19 protein-coding genes and 1 pseudogene are annotated in these 13,826 nt (G+C 69.6%); 5 read left to right on the plus strand and 15 right to left on the minus strand.

The features are described from left to right. Window positions 1-29: 29 nt before the first annotated feature. On the minus strand, window positions 30-797 hold the full coding sequence (locus tag FK219_RS03770) for an esterase/lipase family protein (protein WP_152583098.1): 768 nt from the start codon (window positions 795-797) through the stop codon (window positions 30-32). Window positions 798-878: 81 nt separating this feature from the next. Here FK219_RS03770 and FK219_RS13590 point away from each other — a divergent pair, with 81 nt between their 5' ends. Next, window positions 879-1,814, plus strand: coding sequence for a DUF2510 domain-containing protein (locus FK219_RS13590; protein WP_152583099.1), 936 nt, complete (start codon window positions 879-881; stop codon window positions 1,812-1,814). 12 nt (window positions 1,815-1,826) lie between these two features. Here FK219_RS13590 and FK219_RS14225 read toward each other — a convergent pair whose 3' ends face one another. Beyond that, window positions 1,827-1,976: a PIN domain-containing protein gene (locus FK219_RS14225; protein ID WP_407941881.1), complete on the minus strand. Its 150-nt coding sequence runs from the start codon at window positions 1,974-1,976 to the stop codon at window positions 1,827-1,829. On the opposite strand from FK219_RS14225, the gene FK219_RS13595 reads away from it, so the two are divergent. Beyond that, window positions 1,970-2,152 (plus strand): hypothetical protein, encoded by a 183-nt coding sequence (locus FK219_RS13595; RefSeq protein ID WP_235923747.1) that lies wholly within the window; start codon window positions 1,970-1,972, stop codon window positions 2,150-2,152. The two genes, FK219_RS14225 and FK219_RS13595, sit on opposite strands and share 7 nt — an antisense overlap. Here FK219_RS13595 and FK219_RS13600 read toward each other — a convergent pair. Continuing rightward, window positions 2,120-2,194, minus strand: a pseudogene (locus FK219_RS13600) (hypothetical protein); the annotation flags it as partial. The gene FK219_RS13595 and the pseudogene FK219_RS13600 overlap by 33 nt on opposite strands. 66 nt (window positions 2,195-2,260) lie before the next feature. Here FK219_RS13600 and FK219_RS03785 point away from each other — a divergent pair. Next, window positions 2,261-2,662, plus strand: a complete 402-nt coding sequence (locus tag FK219_RS03785; protein WP_152583100.1) for a DUF1622 domain-containing protein — start codon at window positions 2,261-2,263, stop codon at window positions 2,660-2,662. On the opposite strand, the gene FK219_RS03790 is transcribed toward FK219_RS03785, so the two are convergent. The 11 genes from FK219_RS03790 to FK219_RS03840 all read right to left on the minus strand — a co-directional run bounded on the left by FK219_RS03790 (window position 2,652) and on the right by FK219_RS03840 (window position 11,165). Further along, complete coding sequence (locus FK219_RS03790; RefSeq protein WP_328821592.1) at window positions 2,652-2,993, minus strand: type II toxin-antitoxin system PemK/MazF family toxin; 342 nt, start codon at window positions 2,991-2,993, stop codon at window positions 2,652-2,654. The genes FK219_RS03785 and FK219_RS03790 overlap by 11 nt on opposite strands. Further along, window positions 2,990-3,265, minus strand: a complete 276-nt coding sequence (locus tag FK219_RS03795; RefSeq protein WP_152583102.1) for a hypothetical protein — start codon at window positions 3,263-3,265, stop codon at window positions 2,990-2,992. Before FK219_RS03795 ends, FK219_RS03790 begins: the two co-directional genes overlap by 4 nt. Window positions 3,266-3,298: 33 nt before the next feature. Beyond that, window positions 3,299-3,727 carry a hypothetical protein gene (locus FK219_RS03800; RefSeq protein WP_152583103.1) on the minus strand — a complete coding sequence of 143 codons (429 nt, stop codon included), beginning with the start codon at window positions 3,725-3,727 and terminating at the stop codon, window positions 3,299-3,301. Between the two features lie 107 nt (window positions 3,728-3,834). Then, complete coding sequence (locus FK219_RS03805) at window positions 3,835-5,148, minus strand: plasmid pRiA4b ORF-3 family protein (RefSeq protein ID WP_152583104.1); 1,314 nt, start codon at window positions 5,146-5,148, stop codon at window positions 3,835-3,837. A 37-nt stretch (window positions 5,149-5,185) separates the two neighbouring features. After that, window positions 5,186-5,449 (minus strand): ribbon-helix-helix protein, CopG family, encoded by a 264-nt coding sequence (locus FK219_RS03810; protein ID WP_152583105.1) that lies wholly within the window; start codon window positions 5,447-5,449, stop codon window positions 5,186-5,188. Window positions 5,450-5,535: 86 nt separating this feature from the next. Then, window positions 5,536-5,835, minus strand: a complete 300-nt coding sequence (locus FK219_RS03815; RefSeq protein ID WP_152583106.1) for an addiction module antidote protein — start codon at window positions 5,833-5,835, stop codon at window positions 5,536-5,538. Further along, on the minus strand, window positions 5,825-6,154 hold the full coding sequence (locus FK219_RS03820) for a type II toxin-antitoxin system RelE/ParE family toxin (RefSeq protein WP_328821593.1): 330 nt from the start codon (window positions 6,152-6,154) through the stop codon (window positions 5,825-5,827). The genes FK219_RS03815 and FK219_RS03820 overlap by 11 nt, the downstream gene beginning before the upstream one ends. Window positions 6,155-6,311: 157 nt before the next feature. Next, the gene (locus tag FK219_RS03825) at window positions 6,312-9,899 is read right to left on the minus strand and encodes a TM0106 family RecB-like putative nuclease (RefSeq protein ID WP_152583139.1); all 3,588 of its coding nucleotides are present in this window, start codon (window positions 9,897-9,899) and stop codon (window positions 6,312-6,314) included. Window positions 9,900-10,022: 123 nt separating this feature from the next. Continuing rightward, entirely contained in the window at window positions 10,023-10,415 is a 393-nt protein-coding gene (locus FK219_RS03830) for a type II toxin-antitoxin system VapC family toxin (RefSeq protein WP_152583107.1), read from the minus strand. Next, window positions 10,412-10,675, minus strand: a complete 264-nt coding sequence (locus FK219_RS03835) for a type II toxin-antitoxin system Phd/YefM family antitoxin (protein ID WP_152583108.1) — start codon at window positions 10,673-10,675, stop codon at window positions 10,412-10,414. The genes FK219_RS03830 and FK219_RS03835 overlap by 4 nt, the downstream gene beginning before the upstream one ends. A 19-nt stretch (window positions 10,676-10,694) precedes the next feature. Beyond that, window positions 10,695-11,165: a hypothetical protein gene (locus tag FK219_RS03840; protein ID WP_152583109.1), complete on the minus strand. Its 471-nt coding sequence runs from the start codon at window positions 11,163-11,165 to the stop codon at window positions 10,695-10,697. Between the two features lie 135 nt (window positions 11,166-11,300). On the opposite strand from FK219_RS03840, the gene FK219_RS03845 reads away from it, so the two are divergent. Together FK219_RS03845 and FK219_RS03850 are read left to right on the plus strand one after the other, a co-directional pair. Continuing rightward, window positions 11,301-11,903: a helix-turn-helix domain-containing protein gene (locus FK219_RS03845; protein ID WP_152583110.1), complete on the plus strand. Its 603-nt coding sequence runs from the start codon at window positions 11,301-11,303 to the stop codon at window positions 11,901-11,903. Then, window positions 11,900-12,457, plus strand: coding sequence for a hypothetical protein (locus FK219_RS03850; protein ID WP_152583111.1), 558 nt, complete (start codon window positions 11,900-11,902; stop codon window positions 12,455-12,457). Before FK219_RS03845 ends, FK219_RS03850 begins: the two co-directional genes overlap by 4 nt. On the opposite strand, the gene FK219_RS03855 is transcribed toward FK219_RS03850, so the two are convergent. Further along, window positions 12,434-13,726: a plasmid pRiA4b ORF-3 family protein gene (locus FK219_RS03855; RefSeq protein WP_152583112.1), complete on the minus strand. Its 1,293-nt coding sequence runs from the start codon at window positions 13,724-13,726 to the stop codon at window positions 12,434-12,436. The genes FK219_RS03850 and FK219_RS03855 overlap by 24 nt on opposite strands. Window positions 13,727-13,826 lie beyond the last annotated feature (100 nt).

Genomic DNA, 13,826 nt, shown 5'->3' on the forward strand with positions numbered 1-13,826 from the left:
GACACCGGGCCGGTCGAGACCCCCGGGTGTCAGGGCAGGCGGCGCTCAATCTCGTCGATGACGTCGGGCAGCGCGAGCACGCGAAAGTGCCCGACCCGGTCGAGGACGACGTTCTCGGCTCCGTCGAGGTGCGCGATCGCGCGCGGCACGTACTGGTCGACGGCGCTCACGAGCGACGTAATGCGGTCGTTGACCTCGGTGCGAGCATCCAGCGTTCGGATGATGGCCGCCTCGGGGCGGAACTCCCGCCACGGCCCGAGCCCCCAGCGCGCGACGGGCGTGCCGCGAAACGGCGTGTTGACGGTGATCAGGCGCGTGAGGCGCCGCTTCGGCGGTGTGGCCGCAGCGTCGGCATCGGCGAGCAGCATCGCCTTGCCGATGAGCCCGCCCTTCGAGTGGGTGACGAGCACCACCTCGCGCAGATCGCGGTCGACGACGTAGTCGGCGAGCAGGCGCGCGGCGCGGTCGATGGGCCGGTGGTTGAGGCCGAGCTCGGCGACACGGTGCACGGGGTACCCGCGCGCCGCGAGCCGCTCGCCGATGGCGCGCAGGTAGTGCCACGACTCGAACACGCCGGGGATGAGCAGCACGGGCGGCCGCGCCGGGCCGCTGCCGTCCTCGTCAAGCGGGTCGTTCGGCGGGGGCGGGAGCATCCCGTACCGCACGGGGCCCAGTCGCGATCGCGCGATGTAGGCCAGGTCGGCGGCGAGCCCGGCGGCGCTGCGCACGACGCCGGGGCGGCGCGCGGGGCCCGGGTTGGCGCTCGGGCCGTCGGTGCGGTCGTGGGGGTCGTTCATGGCGGGTCGACCCTAGCGAGGTGGGCTGGGGGCGCGTACGCTGGCCGCACAGTCTGAGCATTACCCAGCGAGAGGATCGGCGTGACGGAGACGAATCTGCCCGAGGGCTGGTATCGCGATCCGTCGCTGCCGGCGACGCGACGCTGGTGGGACGGCACGGCGTGGACCGATCACGTGCGCCCCGATGAGGATGCTGGGCTCGGGTTGGGCTCACCGCGACGCTCGGCGGCCTCCGCCGCATCGGTCGCCTCCCCCGCGGTGACCGAGGCGACGACCTTCGCGGTGCCGTCGGAGCTCGAGGGCACGAAGCCGGTGTCGTCGGTGGGTTCAGCGGCAGTGGGTTCTGCGGCGGTCGGTTCTGGGGCGGTCGGCTCTGCTGCCGTCTCTTCTTCCGTGGTCGCCGACCCGTTCGGTGCCGGCAGTTGGAAGACAGAGACCCCTCCGTGGGCCGAGTCGGGCGCCGCCGTGCCGACGGCCGCGGGGTCGTTCGCGGCACCCACGTCGGTCGCCGAATTGGAGTCGGTCGACTACGCCCCCATGGAGCGCTCGTGGGGGTCGTCTGCCGCGTCGGCGCCGGTGCGGCGCACGCCGCTCGCGACGGGCACGGCGGGTGCTTGGCTGCTCGCGCTCTCCCCCATCCTGAACCTGCTGCTCGTCATCGGCGTGGGAGCGCTCGTGCTCAGCGACCCGCCGTCGCCGGTCGCGGCGATCTCGGCGTGGGTCGCGAGCGGGCTCACGCTCGCGTGGCTCGTGCTCGCCGTCGTCGCCGACTTCCGGCGCCTCGGCGCCCTCGGCTACGCCTCGCGTCCCTCCGTGTTCTGGATCATCCTCGGCCCCCTGCCCTACCTCATCTCCCGCGCCGCGCACGTGCACCGCGCAACGGGTCGCGGCTCGGCGCCGCTGTGGGTGTACCTCGTCGTGTCGCTGCTCGTGGGCGCTGCGGCGGTCGGGCTCGTGCTGTGGGCGACTGCCGGCTCGCTCGCGTGGCCGGACGTTCTCGGCGAGCTCGGGCTGTAGGAGCGGCCGCCGTCAGTCCCAGACAACGGTGACGCCGGCCGCCTCATCGAAGACGCGGTCCACGGTGGCAAGCGGCAGCCCCTCAGCGGCGGCTTGCGCGGCGAGCATTCTGTCGAACGGGTCTGCGTGCGCGTCGAGCAGGAGCAGGAGCAGGGTTGCCAGGCTGCGAGCTCGTCGTGCGGCAGCGGCTCGAAGAACGCGGGTGTTGTGTCAACGCCGGGCAGGAACCCGAGCTCCCGCTCGGCCACCGGCTCGACGGCGACGAGTCGCGCCACGGGCCGTCCGCCGCGGGCGATGACAATGTCGCCGCCGAGTTCGACGCGCGCAAGCAGTTCTGACAGGCGCGTCTTCACCTCGTGCACGGTCACCTGCTCGCTCATGCACAGGAATCGTACTGGACTGTCAACGGCTTCGGCCTGCGCCCACACCGCCCCTAGGCTGTCGGCATGCTGATCGATGAGCAGTTTCGCGAATGGGCATCTCTGGCCGCAAACGTGCTCGAGGGGGTCGGCATCGTCGCCGTCCTCGTGGGCGTACTGGTCTCGGCGGCCCTCGCGGTGCCCAACCTGGTGCGACGGTCAGGTGACGTCTTCGAGTCGCTGCGCCGACACCTGGGCCGGTCGATCCTGCTGGGCCTCGAGTTCCTCGTCGCGGGCGACATCGTGCGCACGGTCGCGGTCGAGCCGACCCTCGAGAACGTGGGAGTGCTCGCCATCATCGTGCTCGTGCGCACCGGCTTGAGCTTCGTGCTCGAGCTGGAGATCACGGGCCGCTGGCCGTGGCAGGCGAAGCCCGGTCATGATGCGGTTCGGGATGCTCAGCGCGAGCCGAGCCGCCCTACAGACTGAGCACGCGCCGCAGCCCCGAGTCGATCTCCCGCATGAGGGGCGTCGGCAGCCGGCCGATCGGCTCGCCGATGTGGTCTCGGTCAAGCGTCAGCACCTCGGTGGCGATCACGACGGAGTCTTTCGGCAAACCGCTCGCACTCGCGGGAACGAAGACGTTCCCAGGGATTCCCGCACGCGCCGTCCTGCTCGAGATCGCCGCGACGACGACCCTGCCGAGTCGAGAGCGCGTGTAGTCGTTGCTCTGGACGATGATGACGGGGCGGTGCTTTGCCGGGCCCCGATCGACGATGGGCCCGAGATCGACCCAGCACACGTCGCCGCGTGCGATCACCAGTCGTCATCCTCAGTGAGGAGCTCCAGCCGACGCAGCGACTGTCGCGAGAGGTCGGCGCGCTCGCGCTCCTCCGCAGCCCGCGCGTGGGAGTCGCCGCGCACGGTCTGCAGTGCCGCGTCGATCTCGCTCGTGAGAGCCTCACGCTCGACGCTGTCGAGGTAGTGCTGCGCCGCGGTCGCGTAGAACTGCGAGCGGCTCATGCCGAGGTCGGGCCGCGCACGTTCCACCTTCTCGAACAGCGGGTCGGGAACCGAGATCGCGGTCTTCATGCCGAAAGTATAACCGGGTATAACTTTCACGGATCAGGCTTCGACGAGGGTCGACTCGGGCGGCGCGTGCTCGCGTACGCCGCGCATGTGACTGATGAGGACGGACCGCAGGTGCACGCCCGCCCGGTCGCAGGCGTCGGCGACGACGCGCATCCAGTCGCGGTCGAGGCGACCGGGGTCGGGCGACCCGCGCCGCTCGAGCGCGAGAATAAGCTCGGTGTGCGCGGTGTGGCGGGCGATCTCATCGATCGCCGTGAACAGCATGTCGGCCGCGTCGGCGGGCGGGCGCCGCGGCAGGTCGTTGCACGGCATGCTGAGCCCGTCGCCGCCGAACGCGCTGGGCGGGAAGAACAACCACAGCTGCCAGCGGATGGCGGGGCCGAGCACGGAGGCGATGCGCGCTTCGAGTCGCTCAAGGTCGTCGGCGGCCACGGGGCGGTAGGTGCGGAAGGCGCCGGTCATGCCGTGAAGGATGCCGCGCGAGTCGACTCCGCATGTCGATCGTGCCAACATCCGTGCGGTGGCAACCCGCCCGACCTGCTGGGGAGGAGCAACCCGAGGAGGCGGCTCTAGGCGGGCAGCATTCTGCCAAGCATCTGCCAGCCCAGCGCACGACCAGTAGAGGTCAGCTCGCCACTCCACTCCCAGCGCTTGCGGCCTTCTGCGAACGCGCCGAGGTCGTGCAGCGCCGGGAGCACCTCGTAGAGCATGTACCGCACCGAGTCTGTCGACACGGTGCCTTCCAGCTGATCGCCGGGGACTCCCCTACCCGGATCGCGCCAGCCGAGAGCGGTGAGGTCGAGCGCGAGTTGCGCCGCGAGCTGCCGCTCGTCGAGCGTTCGGCCCGTGACCAGGTGCAGGGCTAGCAGCAGCATGAGGTCGCGGCTGACGTCGCTCGTCTGCCGGGAAACGAGGTTCTCGGCGACGTGCCGCCACAGCCCGCCCGGGTCGCCGACAAGGCGCCGCGCGACCGCCGTCAACGCGATGCGGCCCTTCGCAACGCGCAGCAGCCCGAGCCAGCGCATCCGGGCACGCAGGTCGGAGATGTCGGGAGTGAGATCTTCCCGGTTCATCTTCCCGACATCGCGGTGCTCCCAGCCGAGCTCGCGCATGGCCTCGCGCACGAGGGCGGGCGGCAACCAGCCTGCAGCGGTGAGGGCTGTGCCCTCGGGGCCGATACGGCGGAGCATCCAGCGGACGGGCGCGATGCTCGCCTCGATTGCGGCGTCGGTGGCAATCGGTGGATGTTCGGCCGCCGCCGCAGCGCGCTCGAGCCACTTCTGTCCCACTTCGGAGTTCACGCGCGTCAGCAGTGGCCGCAGCGCGGGCAGCTCGGTCGTGACGTCGAGCAGTCGGCGCACCGACGCGGTCGCCGTTGCCGGGTCGAACTGCGCCGGGTCGACGGGCATGCGAGAACGTTGCGGGATGGCGACGGCCTCGTTCCAGGCGTGGATACCTCCGACGTCGTCGAGCGGGCCGCGCCTTGCGCCGTCGACCGCGGGCATGGGCCGGGCATCGTTGCTGCGTTTGATGTCGTCGCTCTCGTCGTCGAGCCGTTCGATCGCGACGTGCCAGCTGTCGCCGAAGTCGTACTCGTAGTGGAGCGTGCCGTCGGCGAGGGCGAGCGCGTCGCCGATCGTCTCGTCGGTGTCGGGCAGTCCGTCCATCTCGTCGAGCAGGTTGGCGGGCAGCCACGCGAGGTCGACGCCGTCGTGGGCGCGAGAGCAGGGGTCGAGGGTGCGCCACTGGTGCAGGTGCACGTTCTGCCAGTCGAAGAGCCGCTGCAGCACGAGGTGCATGACGTCGAGGGGTGTGCTCGGATCGATGTCGAGCGTGCGCCAGATTAAGGGCGCGGAGTCTGCGAGGCGGAGTCGTACGCGCATGGCTCCACGGTAGCGAGAGACGCAGCGAGCCTGGATCTCACGTGACTGCGTTGTGCAATGCCTCTCGAATCACGTCAGAGCGCGTCTTTCCATCACGCGCGGCACGCGCATCGATGTCGGCGAGTTCCTCCTCGGTGAGGCGCAGTGCGACTACTTGCGAGGCAACCGCCCCGCGACCGGGTCGACCGCGGCCACGTTTCTTGAGAGCGTCCACACCGTAGCCGGACTCAGCCTCGGCGGCCCATGCAACGATCTGCTCGTCGGCGACCGGTTCGCCAACGACCGTCTCGCCTCTCTCCATGCGCATTATCGTATGACGAAATTACCCGCGCCGCGACGGCGATAGTTGACTGTCTGAAGCCATGGCACAGGCTGTGTGCATGCGTCCTACGGTGCGCTGGCGTGGAACTCGATGGAGAGCCCGAGAGCCCTAGCTACCTTGACGATCGTCGCAAAGCTGGGATTGCCCTCGGCGGAGAGCGCCTTGTACAGACCTTCGCGGCTTATCCCTGTTCGACGTGACAACTCGCTGAGGTTGCCGGAACGCGCGATGGCGCCAAGAGCCGTAGCGATCACAGCCGGGTCGTCTCCGGCTTCTTCGATCGCGGCTTCCAGGTACGCCGCCGCCGTTTCCACGTCCGGTAGGTAGTCGGCCGCATCAAAGCGACTCACCGTCTCAGCTTTCATGGTGCCGCCCTCTCCACTCGCTCGCCAACTCGTACGCCCGCTCGATGTCACGCGACTGCGTCGACTTGTCACCGCCGCACAACAGAAGCACGAGAGCCTTTCCGCGTCGCAGGTAGTAGACCCGGTACCCGGGCCCGCAGTCGATGCGCAGTTCCCATAGTCCTGAACCTATCGATCGAGCGTCGCCTGCGTTCCCCTGTGCGAGTCGATCGATGCGCACCAGGATGCGTGCGACGGCGCGCATGTCCTTGACATTCGACAACCACCGGTCGAAGATGGCCGTCTTTCTCACCTCTATCTGTTGCCAACCATAGTTCACAGAAGTGGCCGAATCAATCGCGGGTGGATGAAGTGGAGATCATTCGAGGAAGAGTGCCTTACTAAGTCACTTCGTGCGCATGCTCGAGGGGCGACCGTGGACTCGCTACGTCGACAGCTTCACGGGGAGGAGAGGTTGGTGGCACTCCCGGTGCCGGTCAATCGGGCCGTTCCTCGGTGAGGCGGATGAAGGCGCTGAGCTCGGCCACTCCCCCGGGTGTGGCGGGCAGCGAGTCGAGCAAGCCGGGCGAGTACACGAGGTAGGCGGCCCACTGGGCACGCGAGATAGCGACGTTGAGGCGGTTGCGGTTGAGCAGGAACTCCATGCCGCGGGGTGCGTCGCGTGAGCTGGAGGCGGCGAGCGAGACGATCGCGATGACGGCTTCCTGCCCCTGGAACTTGTCGACGGTGCCGACACGCGTGTCGTGCAGCCCGGCGGCGTCGAGACGTTCGCGGATGCACTGCTGCTGCGCGTTGTAGGGGGTGACGACGATGATGTCGTCGTCCCGAATGGTGCGCGTGGGGGCGCACACCTGCTCGCCGTCGTACCACTCGGTGCCGAGGTGCTGCTGCACGAGGCGCACAACCTGGTCGGCCTCCTCGACCGATTCGGTCGCGTTGCCGTGGTGCTCGACGGGCACGGGATGCAGTCCGGGTGCGACGCCGTCGAGCTCGCGCACGGCGGCACTCGCGTGCGCGCGCAGCTGCCCCTCGTAGCTGAGCCGCGAGACGGGCTCGGCGAGGGCGGGGTGCAGGCGGCGCGTTTCGGCGAGGAAGTACCCGAAATCGTCGGGCAGCACGTCGTGCCCGTCGCTGAGGTATCCGAGTGCGCTGCCATCGATGGGCTCGGGGTGGCTGCCCTGGCTCACCTGGGGCAGCTGCTGCGGGTCGCCGAGCAGTAGCAGGTTCGTCGCGCTCACGCTCGCCGCGATGGTGGCGGCGAGGGCGAACTGGCCGGCCTCATCGATGACGAGGAGGTCGAGGCTGCGGCGGCCGACGCGCTGGGGGTGGGCGAAGTCCCACGCGGTGCCGCCGATCACGTACCCCTCGGGACGGTCGGTGGTGAAGATGTCGAGCTGGTCGGCGGCGCCGAGCACGGTCCAGCGCGCCGTGGCGTAGTCGGCGGTGTCTGCGCCGCGCTTGGGTGCCTTGCCGACGAGCCGACCGTCGAGACCTGCCTGCACGACACCGTCGAGCACGTGCTCGACGGTCGTGTGGCTCTGGGCGACAACGCCGACCTTCCAGCCGTGGTCGCGCACGAGCGTGGCGATGACGTGCGAGCCGAGGTAGGTCTTGCCGGTGCCGGGCGGGCCCTGCACGGCGAGGTAGGAGCGGTCGAGGTCGAGCAGGCTCGCGACGACGGCTGCGACACGGTCGGGCTCCCCGTGCGCACCCGGCGTGACGGGCGCGAGGGGCGCACCGCTGCGGGTGCGCGGCGGTCGGCGGCGCAGGAGGTCGCCGACGGGTTCGGCGGGCCACACGCCCTGCGGCGCCGACAGGGCATCGACCAGCGCAGCGCCCCACTCTTCGATGGCTGGTTTCTGCTGCCCGGCAGGCGGGGGCGGCCCGGGCGTGAGGGCGACGGGCAGGTCGCTGTACTCGTCGACGCCGTCAGCGAGGGTTTCGGTCACGACGATGTGGTCGTCGGCGACGGCCGCGATGGAGACGCTGCGGGTGGAGCGCGCGAGCCGGTCGCGGTTGTTCGACTGCATGGGCGCGGGCTGGTCGTACACGGCGAAGGGGCCGCTCATGCCACCGACGGTCGGGCGGGAGCCGGGGGCCCACGTTCCGTGGAGGGTGAGCGTGCGGCGCAGCGACCGCTGCTTGCCGGTCTTGCCCCACGGGGTGGCGTCGTGCGGAGCATCCGGTGCCACGGTGAAGACGTCGCGCACATCGGCCCACTCGTCGAGGGGCGCGACAAGGCGGTCGAAGTGCTCCCACCAGTAGGTCTTGTGCTCGCGGCGGTGGTAGTCGATGGCGGCGGCCGCGTAGGCGAGGGCGCGCTGCTCGGGGCTGCGGTCGGGCTCGGTCGAGGGGGTGCCGTCGACGTTGGCGGCGAGCTCGAGCAGGGCGGTGCGCAGGGGTGAGTCGTCGATCTCGGGACCATCGCTCACCGCGTCATCCTCGTCATCGAGAAAGGCGGGTGCCGGTGCGGGATGCTCCGCCGCGAGCTCGCGCAACCACGAGGCGAGCCGCAGCGTGCTGACGCAGTCGACGCGGTTGTAGTCGCCGATGTCGTCGAGTATCTGCTGCGCGGCGGCGGTGTCGCCCGCGGCCCGCAGCTCGCGCGACCGCACGTATTCGGCGACGGAGTCGTCGCCCCGCGCGACGGCGGCTCCCTCACGGGCTTCGGGCCAGTAGATGGGTTCGAGGTACTTGATCGAGTAGCTGGGGCTGCCCACGCGCAGAGCCTTGCGCACGACCGGGTACAGGTCGACGAGCAGGCCGCTGCGCAGCCACTCGTCGACGATGTCTTCCCCCACCCCGTGCCGGGCGCTCAGCGACCGCAGGTGGGTGCGCTCGTAGGCGGCGTAGTGGTAGACGTGCAGGTCGGGGTGGATGGCGCGACGGGCTTGCACGTCGGCGAGGAAGGCGAGCAGGGCATCCCGTTCGTCGGCGAAGCTGTGCGCCCAGTAGGCGGTGAACCGGCTGTCGGCGTCGACCATGCCGAAGAGGTAGTCGAGGCCCCAGCGGGCGGGGTCGTGCTCGGTGTAGAGCGGGTCGCCTTCGAAGTCGAAGTAGAGGTCGCCGGGGCTGGGCGCGGGCAGGGCGTGCAGCACGGCAGGGTCGCGCACGCGCACGGGCGGGGCCGTGCCGGGGTCGGCTCCGGCGGCTTGGCGCTGCAGTTCGGCCTGCAGTCGCAGGGTGTCGAGCGTGCTCGCGGCGATGCCGTCGACCGCACCGCGGCTCTCGGCGAGCTGGGCGAGGGTCTCGATGCCGGCGGCGCCGAGCTTGGTCCACTGCGTTCCGGTGAGCCCGGCGACCTGGCTGACGTCGTCGTGGGCGGCGATCTCGTGCTCGCACCAGGCGCAGCTGCGGCAGTAGGTGACACTGGGGTCGCGCCACGCGATGGGTGCGCCGGCGGCGTCGCGGTCGCGCAGCAGCTGGTGCAGGCGGGCGCGTCGGGCGCGCAGTACGGGCGCGATGTCGTCGAGGCGGTGGATGCTCAGCTCACGGTTGCCGAGGATCAGCTCCACCTCCCGGTCGACGGGGATGCCGAGCCGCTCGAGCTGCTCGGCGTAGGCGGCGAGCTGCAGGAGTGCGGTCACTTTGGCGCGGCGCGCGAGTTTGCTGTCTTGCACGCGGTAGGCGCCGTCGGGCGTCCGCACGAGGAAGTCGGCGTACCCGACGAAGGCGATCGGCAGGTCGCCCCGCTCCCCTGTGCTGTGGTCGCGGTCGACGAAGGTGGCCTGCACGATGACGGGAACGCCGCGCTGCAACGCGTCGAGTGTTTGCTCGGCGAAAGGTTCGACGGCGTCGAGCCCGGCACTGTCGGCACGCGTAATCTCGAGCACGTCGTCGGGGTGGGCGGCGCGGGCGCGGTAGTCGGCGATGATCGCGGCCTCGTGGGCGTCGCCCATGGCGGAGGTGCGCTCGAGCATCGCGTCTTTCGGCTGCTCGACGGCGGGCAGCCGCCCGAGCCGCGCGTCGAGGTCGCGCGCGACCGCGAACTCGCACTCGGCGGCGCGACTGAGGTCGCTCGCCGAGGTGACGAGCAGTCGCTCGCCGTGCTCGTTCGTGGTCACATACACGGGAATCCTCCTCTGGCCGGGGCTCTGCTCGTGTCCTCATTGTGACCCCTACCTCTGACACGGGTGGTGGGCTCTTCCGGTTCACCTTGACCTCGTGCGGCGATCACCGGGGGATGATCACCCCCACAACACTGACAGTCCGGACAGGCGGGCGAATGCGGCGTCAGCAGACACCAGCTCGAAGCCTTCGCTCATCGCTTGCGCTGCCAACATGCGGTCAAAGGGATCGCGGTGCGGCCAGTCCAGCAAGCCTGCAGTGATTGCGTGGCGCGCCTCGATGGCAATCAGGTCTGCCCCGAGTCTTGTGACCTGTTCGTCGAAGGAGTGCACGAGCGCGGTCGCTTCGGGCAGCCGCCCCAGGCGGTTCTTCGTGGCGATCTCAAACGCGCTCGCCGCCGACACCACCAGGGGCTCGCGACGATCGGCAACTCGGGCTCGAACAGCCTCCGGCAAACGATGCGGTGCAGCCAGCGCCCAGATCAGCACATGCGTATCGAGCAGAAGAGTCACGGCGACGACTCCCCGGGGCTGGCACCGAGTACGCCCTCCCACGCAGCAAGTTCGGACTCGGGCAGCGGTTCGAAGAACGACGTGGGGGTGTCGAGCCCGGGCAAGAATCCCAGCTCGCGCTCGGCCGACGGCTCGAAGGCCACCAGGCGGGCGACGGGAACTCCCCCGCGAGCGATGACGATCTCGTCGCCGCGCTCCACCCGCGCGAGCAATTCAGAAAGGCGAGTCTTCGCCTCGTGCACATTCACCTGGTTCCCCATGTTGACTAAGTGTAGTGAACTAAGCATCGAAGCGCTCCGTCTTGAGGTGCAATCCAGCGAGGGTCGGGGCGGGCGGCTCGTGCTCGCGCACTCCGCGGGTGTGGCTGATCAGCACCGCGCGCAGGCGCACGGCGGCTCGGTCGGCGGCGGTGGATGCGGCGAGCATCCACTCGCGATCAAGGCGGCCGGGGTCGGGGCCACCGCGACGCTCCAGACCCAGGATGAGTTCGGTCGCACCCGAATGCTGCGCGACCGCGTCGATGACGGTGAAGAGCGTGTCGGCGGCGTCGGCGGGCGCGCGGCGCGGCAGGTCGTCGCACGGCATCGCCGCGCCCCCGAACCCGTCGTCGTTCGCCGGAAAGAACAGCCACAGCTGCCAACGAATCGCCGGCCCGAGCGCGTAGGCGAGCTGCGCCTCGGGGGGCCGCAGGTCGTCTTCGGTCACGGGCCGGGTGACGGTGGGCTGGTACGTGCGAAAGGCGCCGGTCATGCGGGGCAGGATGCCCGAATTCTGTCGACGATCTGCCGCCCGACGCCTAGCTGGTGAATCCGCATGAGGCATCTCGTAGACGGGAGGAGTTTCGAAGAGTACAGTTATGCGTATACGCATAACTAGGAGAAGCTCGTGCCCACTGCCGCCGACACCGTTCGCACAGCTCGAACGCGCGCGCGCATTTCGCAGTCAGCGCTGGCACGTCGAGCAGGTGTCGCTCAATCGACCGTGAGCCGCATCGAGAGTGATGATCTCGACCCCACGTGGTCGACCATGCAGGCGCTGCTTCTGGCTGCAGGCTGGGCGGCCGAGCCGACGCGCACTGACGCGGCTGACCTCATCTCGGCCCCGAGTGCCGCGCGCGCGATCACGACACATCTGCGACGCGGAGACGAAGAGGCGGGCATCCGTGATCTGACAGAAGCAGTAGGCCGCCTCAAGCGTTTTGTCTCGCAGAGTGCCCTCGAGGTTCCGCAATGGGTCATTCGCGAGCCGCACACTCCCGTGCCCGACCGTACGTGGCAAACGTTCCTAGCCACGGCATTCGCATACGCACTGGAGGGCGCGACCGTGTCGATTCCGGCATGGATGCGCGATGTTCCCGCGCTCGACCGTGAGACGGCTTTGGGCGACGACCCGAGCCCTGAGTTTCGAGCGTGGCTACGAGAACGCACGCCGGCCGTGTTTCGCGCGAAGAACCTGCTGTCACGAGCTGAAGACTGGGCGATTGCGTGAGCGACGGCTATCGGCAACTCAGCGCGGCCGAGATTCGCGAACTCCTGCGAGAACTGCTCGACCGGGCCGCCGCCGAGGGCATCGAGATCGACGCCTATCTCGTCGGCGGTGCCGCCATGGCCCTGCAACTGGGCCGCGAGCAGCTGACGCCTGATGTCGATGGGCTCTTTCGCCCTTTCGAGGCCGTCGTGCGAATCGGTCGCGCGATGGCCGAGGAGCATGGGCTCAGCCCGACCTGGGTCAACGAGAACGCTCGACCCTTCATCGTCTTCGACATCGCCGACGAGGCGCATTTCGTCGAGGTGCCGATCGGCTCTCACACGATCAGGGTCGCTTCGCCGCGCGCGTTGCTCGCAATGAAGATGGCGCGCTACGCCCGCAAGGACTACCCCGACATCACGGCGCTCATCACTTCTCTCGGCCTCACCACTGCTGACGAGATCGCCGATCTGACTATCGATGTGCTCGGCGAAGACTCACCCACGATCTCAGAAGGACGCGACGACCTGGTGTTGCGGGCAGCCGAAGCACTACGTCGCGTCAACCTGAGCTAGTTGCCCACCCAGCATCGCCCACCCGAGCGCTCGCCCGACCGGGGTCGGCTCGCTGCCCCACTGCCACCGCCGCCGTTCGCCCTCGGGGTACGCGCCCAGGTCGCGCAGCGGCTGCAGCGCCCACGACAGCATGTTCGACGCCGTCGCCGGCGTCACGCGACCGTGCACCAGTTCGTCGGGCCGATTGCCGCCGCGATCTCGCCAACCCAACGCGCTGAGGTCGCGCGCCATGCGCTCCGCCAGCGGATGCTCATCGAGCGCCTCACCCGACACCAACTGCAGCGCCATCAGCAGCATGAGGTCGCGATCGACCGCGCCCGGTTGTCGCGCGACGAGTTGCTCGGCGACGTGCTGCCACAGCGTCCGCGAGTCGTTGACCAGGCGCCGCGCCACAGCGGTCCGAGCAATGCGGCCTTTCGCAACGCGCAGAAGCCCGAGCTGCCGCATGAGCGCCCGCAGATCGGCAATCGCGAACGTGCGGTCTTCGCGATTCATCATGCCGACATCGCGGTGCTCCCAGTTGAGCTCGCGCATGGCGTCACGCACGATCGCGGGCGGCAGCCAACCTGCGGCGGTGAGGGCTGTGCCGTCGGGGCCGATGCGGCGCAGCATCCATTCGATGGGTCTGATGCTGGCGGCAATTGCGGCGTCGTCAATGATCGGTGGATGCTGCACCGCGGCCGCGATGCGCGCGCACCACTCTGAGCCGACGTCGGTTGTGACGCGCGTGAGGAGGGGGCGCAGACGTGGCAGGGAGCGCGTGGCGGCAAGCAGGGTCTGCGCGCTCGTGTTGAGCGAGTCGATGTCGACCGGCTCGGAGGCGGCAGACCGTGCGGCGCGGCGTTCGTTGAACGAGTGGACTCCGCCGGAGTCGTCGCGCGGCGGGTGCCCGACCGCCGCGAGCACGCACCGCGGGGTGTCGTCGCCGTCGATCGCGGTGATCGTGAGCCGCCAACTGTCGCCGAAGTCATACTCGTACCAGAGCGTGCCGCCGCCCACGGCGAGGGCCTCGGCGAGTGTGGCGTCAGTGTCGGGTTCGCCGTCGAACTCGTCGAGTAGGGACGGCAACAGCCACGCGCGGGGTTCAGGCGCATCCGCGCGCCACCGCTCGAACGGGTCAGCCGAGTCGAAGCGGTGCAGGTGCACGTTCTGCCAGCCGAAGAGCCGCTGAATGACGAGGTGCACGACGTCGAGCGACGTGCTCGGGTCGATCGCGATGTCGCGCGTGACGGGTGGCACCGAGTCGATCAGTGAGAGGCGCACGTGCATGGAGACCACGGTAGTTGCTGGTTGCACTTGGATTCTGCTCAGTCTCGGCGACGGCGTGTAACCCGGCTCGGGTCGCCGCGTTCGAGGTCTACATCGGCCG

The sequence above is a fragment of the Microcella pacifica genome, from assembly GCF_009371975.2.
In the GTDB taxonomy this organism is placed as follows: domain Bacteria; phylum Actinomycetota; class Actinomycetes; order Actinomycetales; family Microbacteriaceae; genus Microcella; species Microcella pacifica.

Excerpts from the sequence above, each read along its gene's own strand:
- FK219_RS03770 (WP_152583098.1), bottom strand. The coding sequence starts at position 797 with ATGAACGACCCCCACGACCGCACCGACGGCCCGAGCGCCAACCCGGGC.
- FK219_RS03785 (WP_152583100.1), top strand. The coding sequence starts at position 2,261 with ATGCTGATCGATGAGCAGTTTCGCGAATGGGCATCTCTGGCCGCAAAC.
- FK219_RS03795 (WP_152583102.1), bottom strand. The coding sequence starts at position 3,265 with ATGAAGACCGCGATCTCGGTTCCCGACCCGCTGTTCGAGAAGGTGGAA.
- FK219_RS03800 (WP_152583103.1), bottom strand. The coding sequence starts at position 3,727 with ATGACCGGCGCCTTCCGCACCTACCGCCCCGTGGCCGCCGACGACCTT.
- FK219_RS03805 (WP_152583104.1), bottom strand. The coding sequence starts at position 5,148 with ATGCGCGTACGACTCCGCCTCGCAGACTCCGCGCCCTTAATCTGGCGC.
- FK219_RS03810 (WP_152583105.1), bottom strand. The coding sequence starts at position 5,449 with ATGGAGAGAGGCGAGACGGTCGTTGGCGAACCGGTCGCCGACGAGCAG.
- FK219_RS03815 (WP_152583106.1), bottom strand. The coding sequence starts at position 5,835 with ATGAAAGCTGAGACGGTGAGTCGCTTTGATGCGGCCGACTACCTACCG.
- FK219_RS03835 (WP_152583108.1), bottom strand. The coding sequence starts at position 10,675 with ATGGGGAACCAGGTGAATGTGCACGAGGCGAAGACTCGCCTTTCTGAA.
- FK219_RS03840 (WP_152583109.1), bottom strand. The coding sequence starts at position 11,165 with ATGACCGGCGCCTTTCGCACGTACCAGCCCACCGTCACCCGGCCCGTG.
- FK219_RS03855 (WP_152583112.1), bottom strand. The coding sequence starts at position 13,726 with ATGCACGTGCGCCTCTCACTGATCGACTCGGTGCCACCCGTCACGCGC.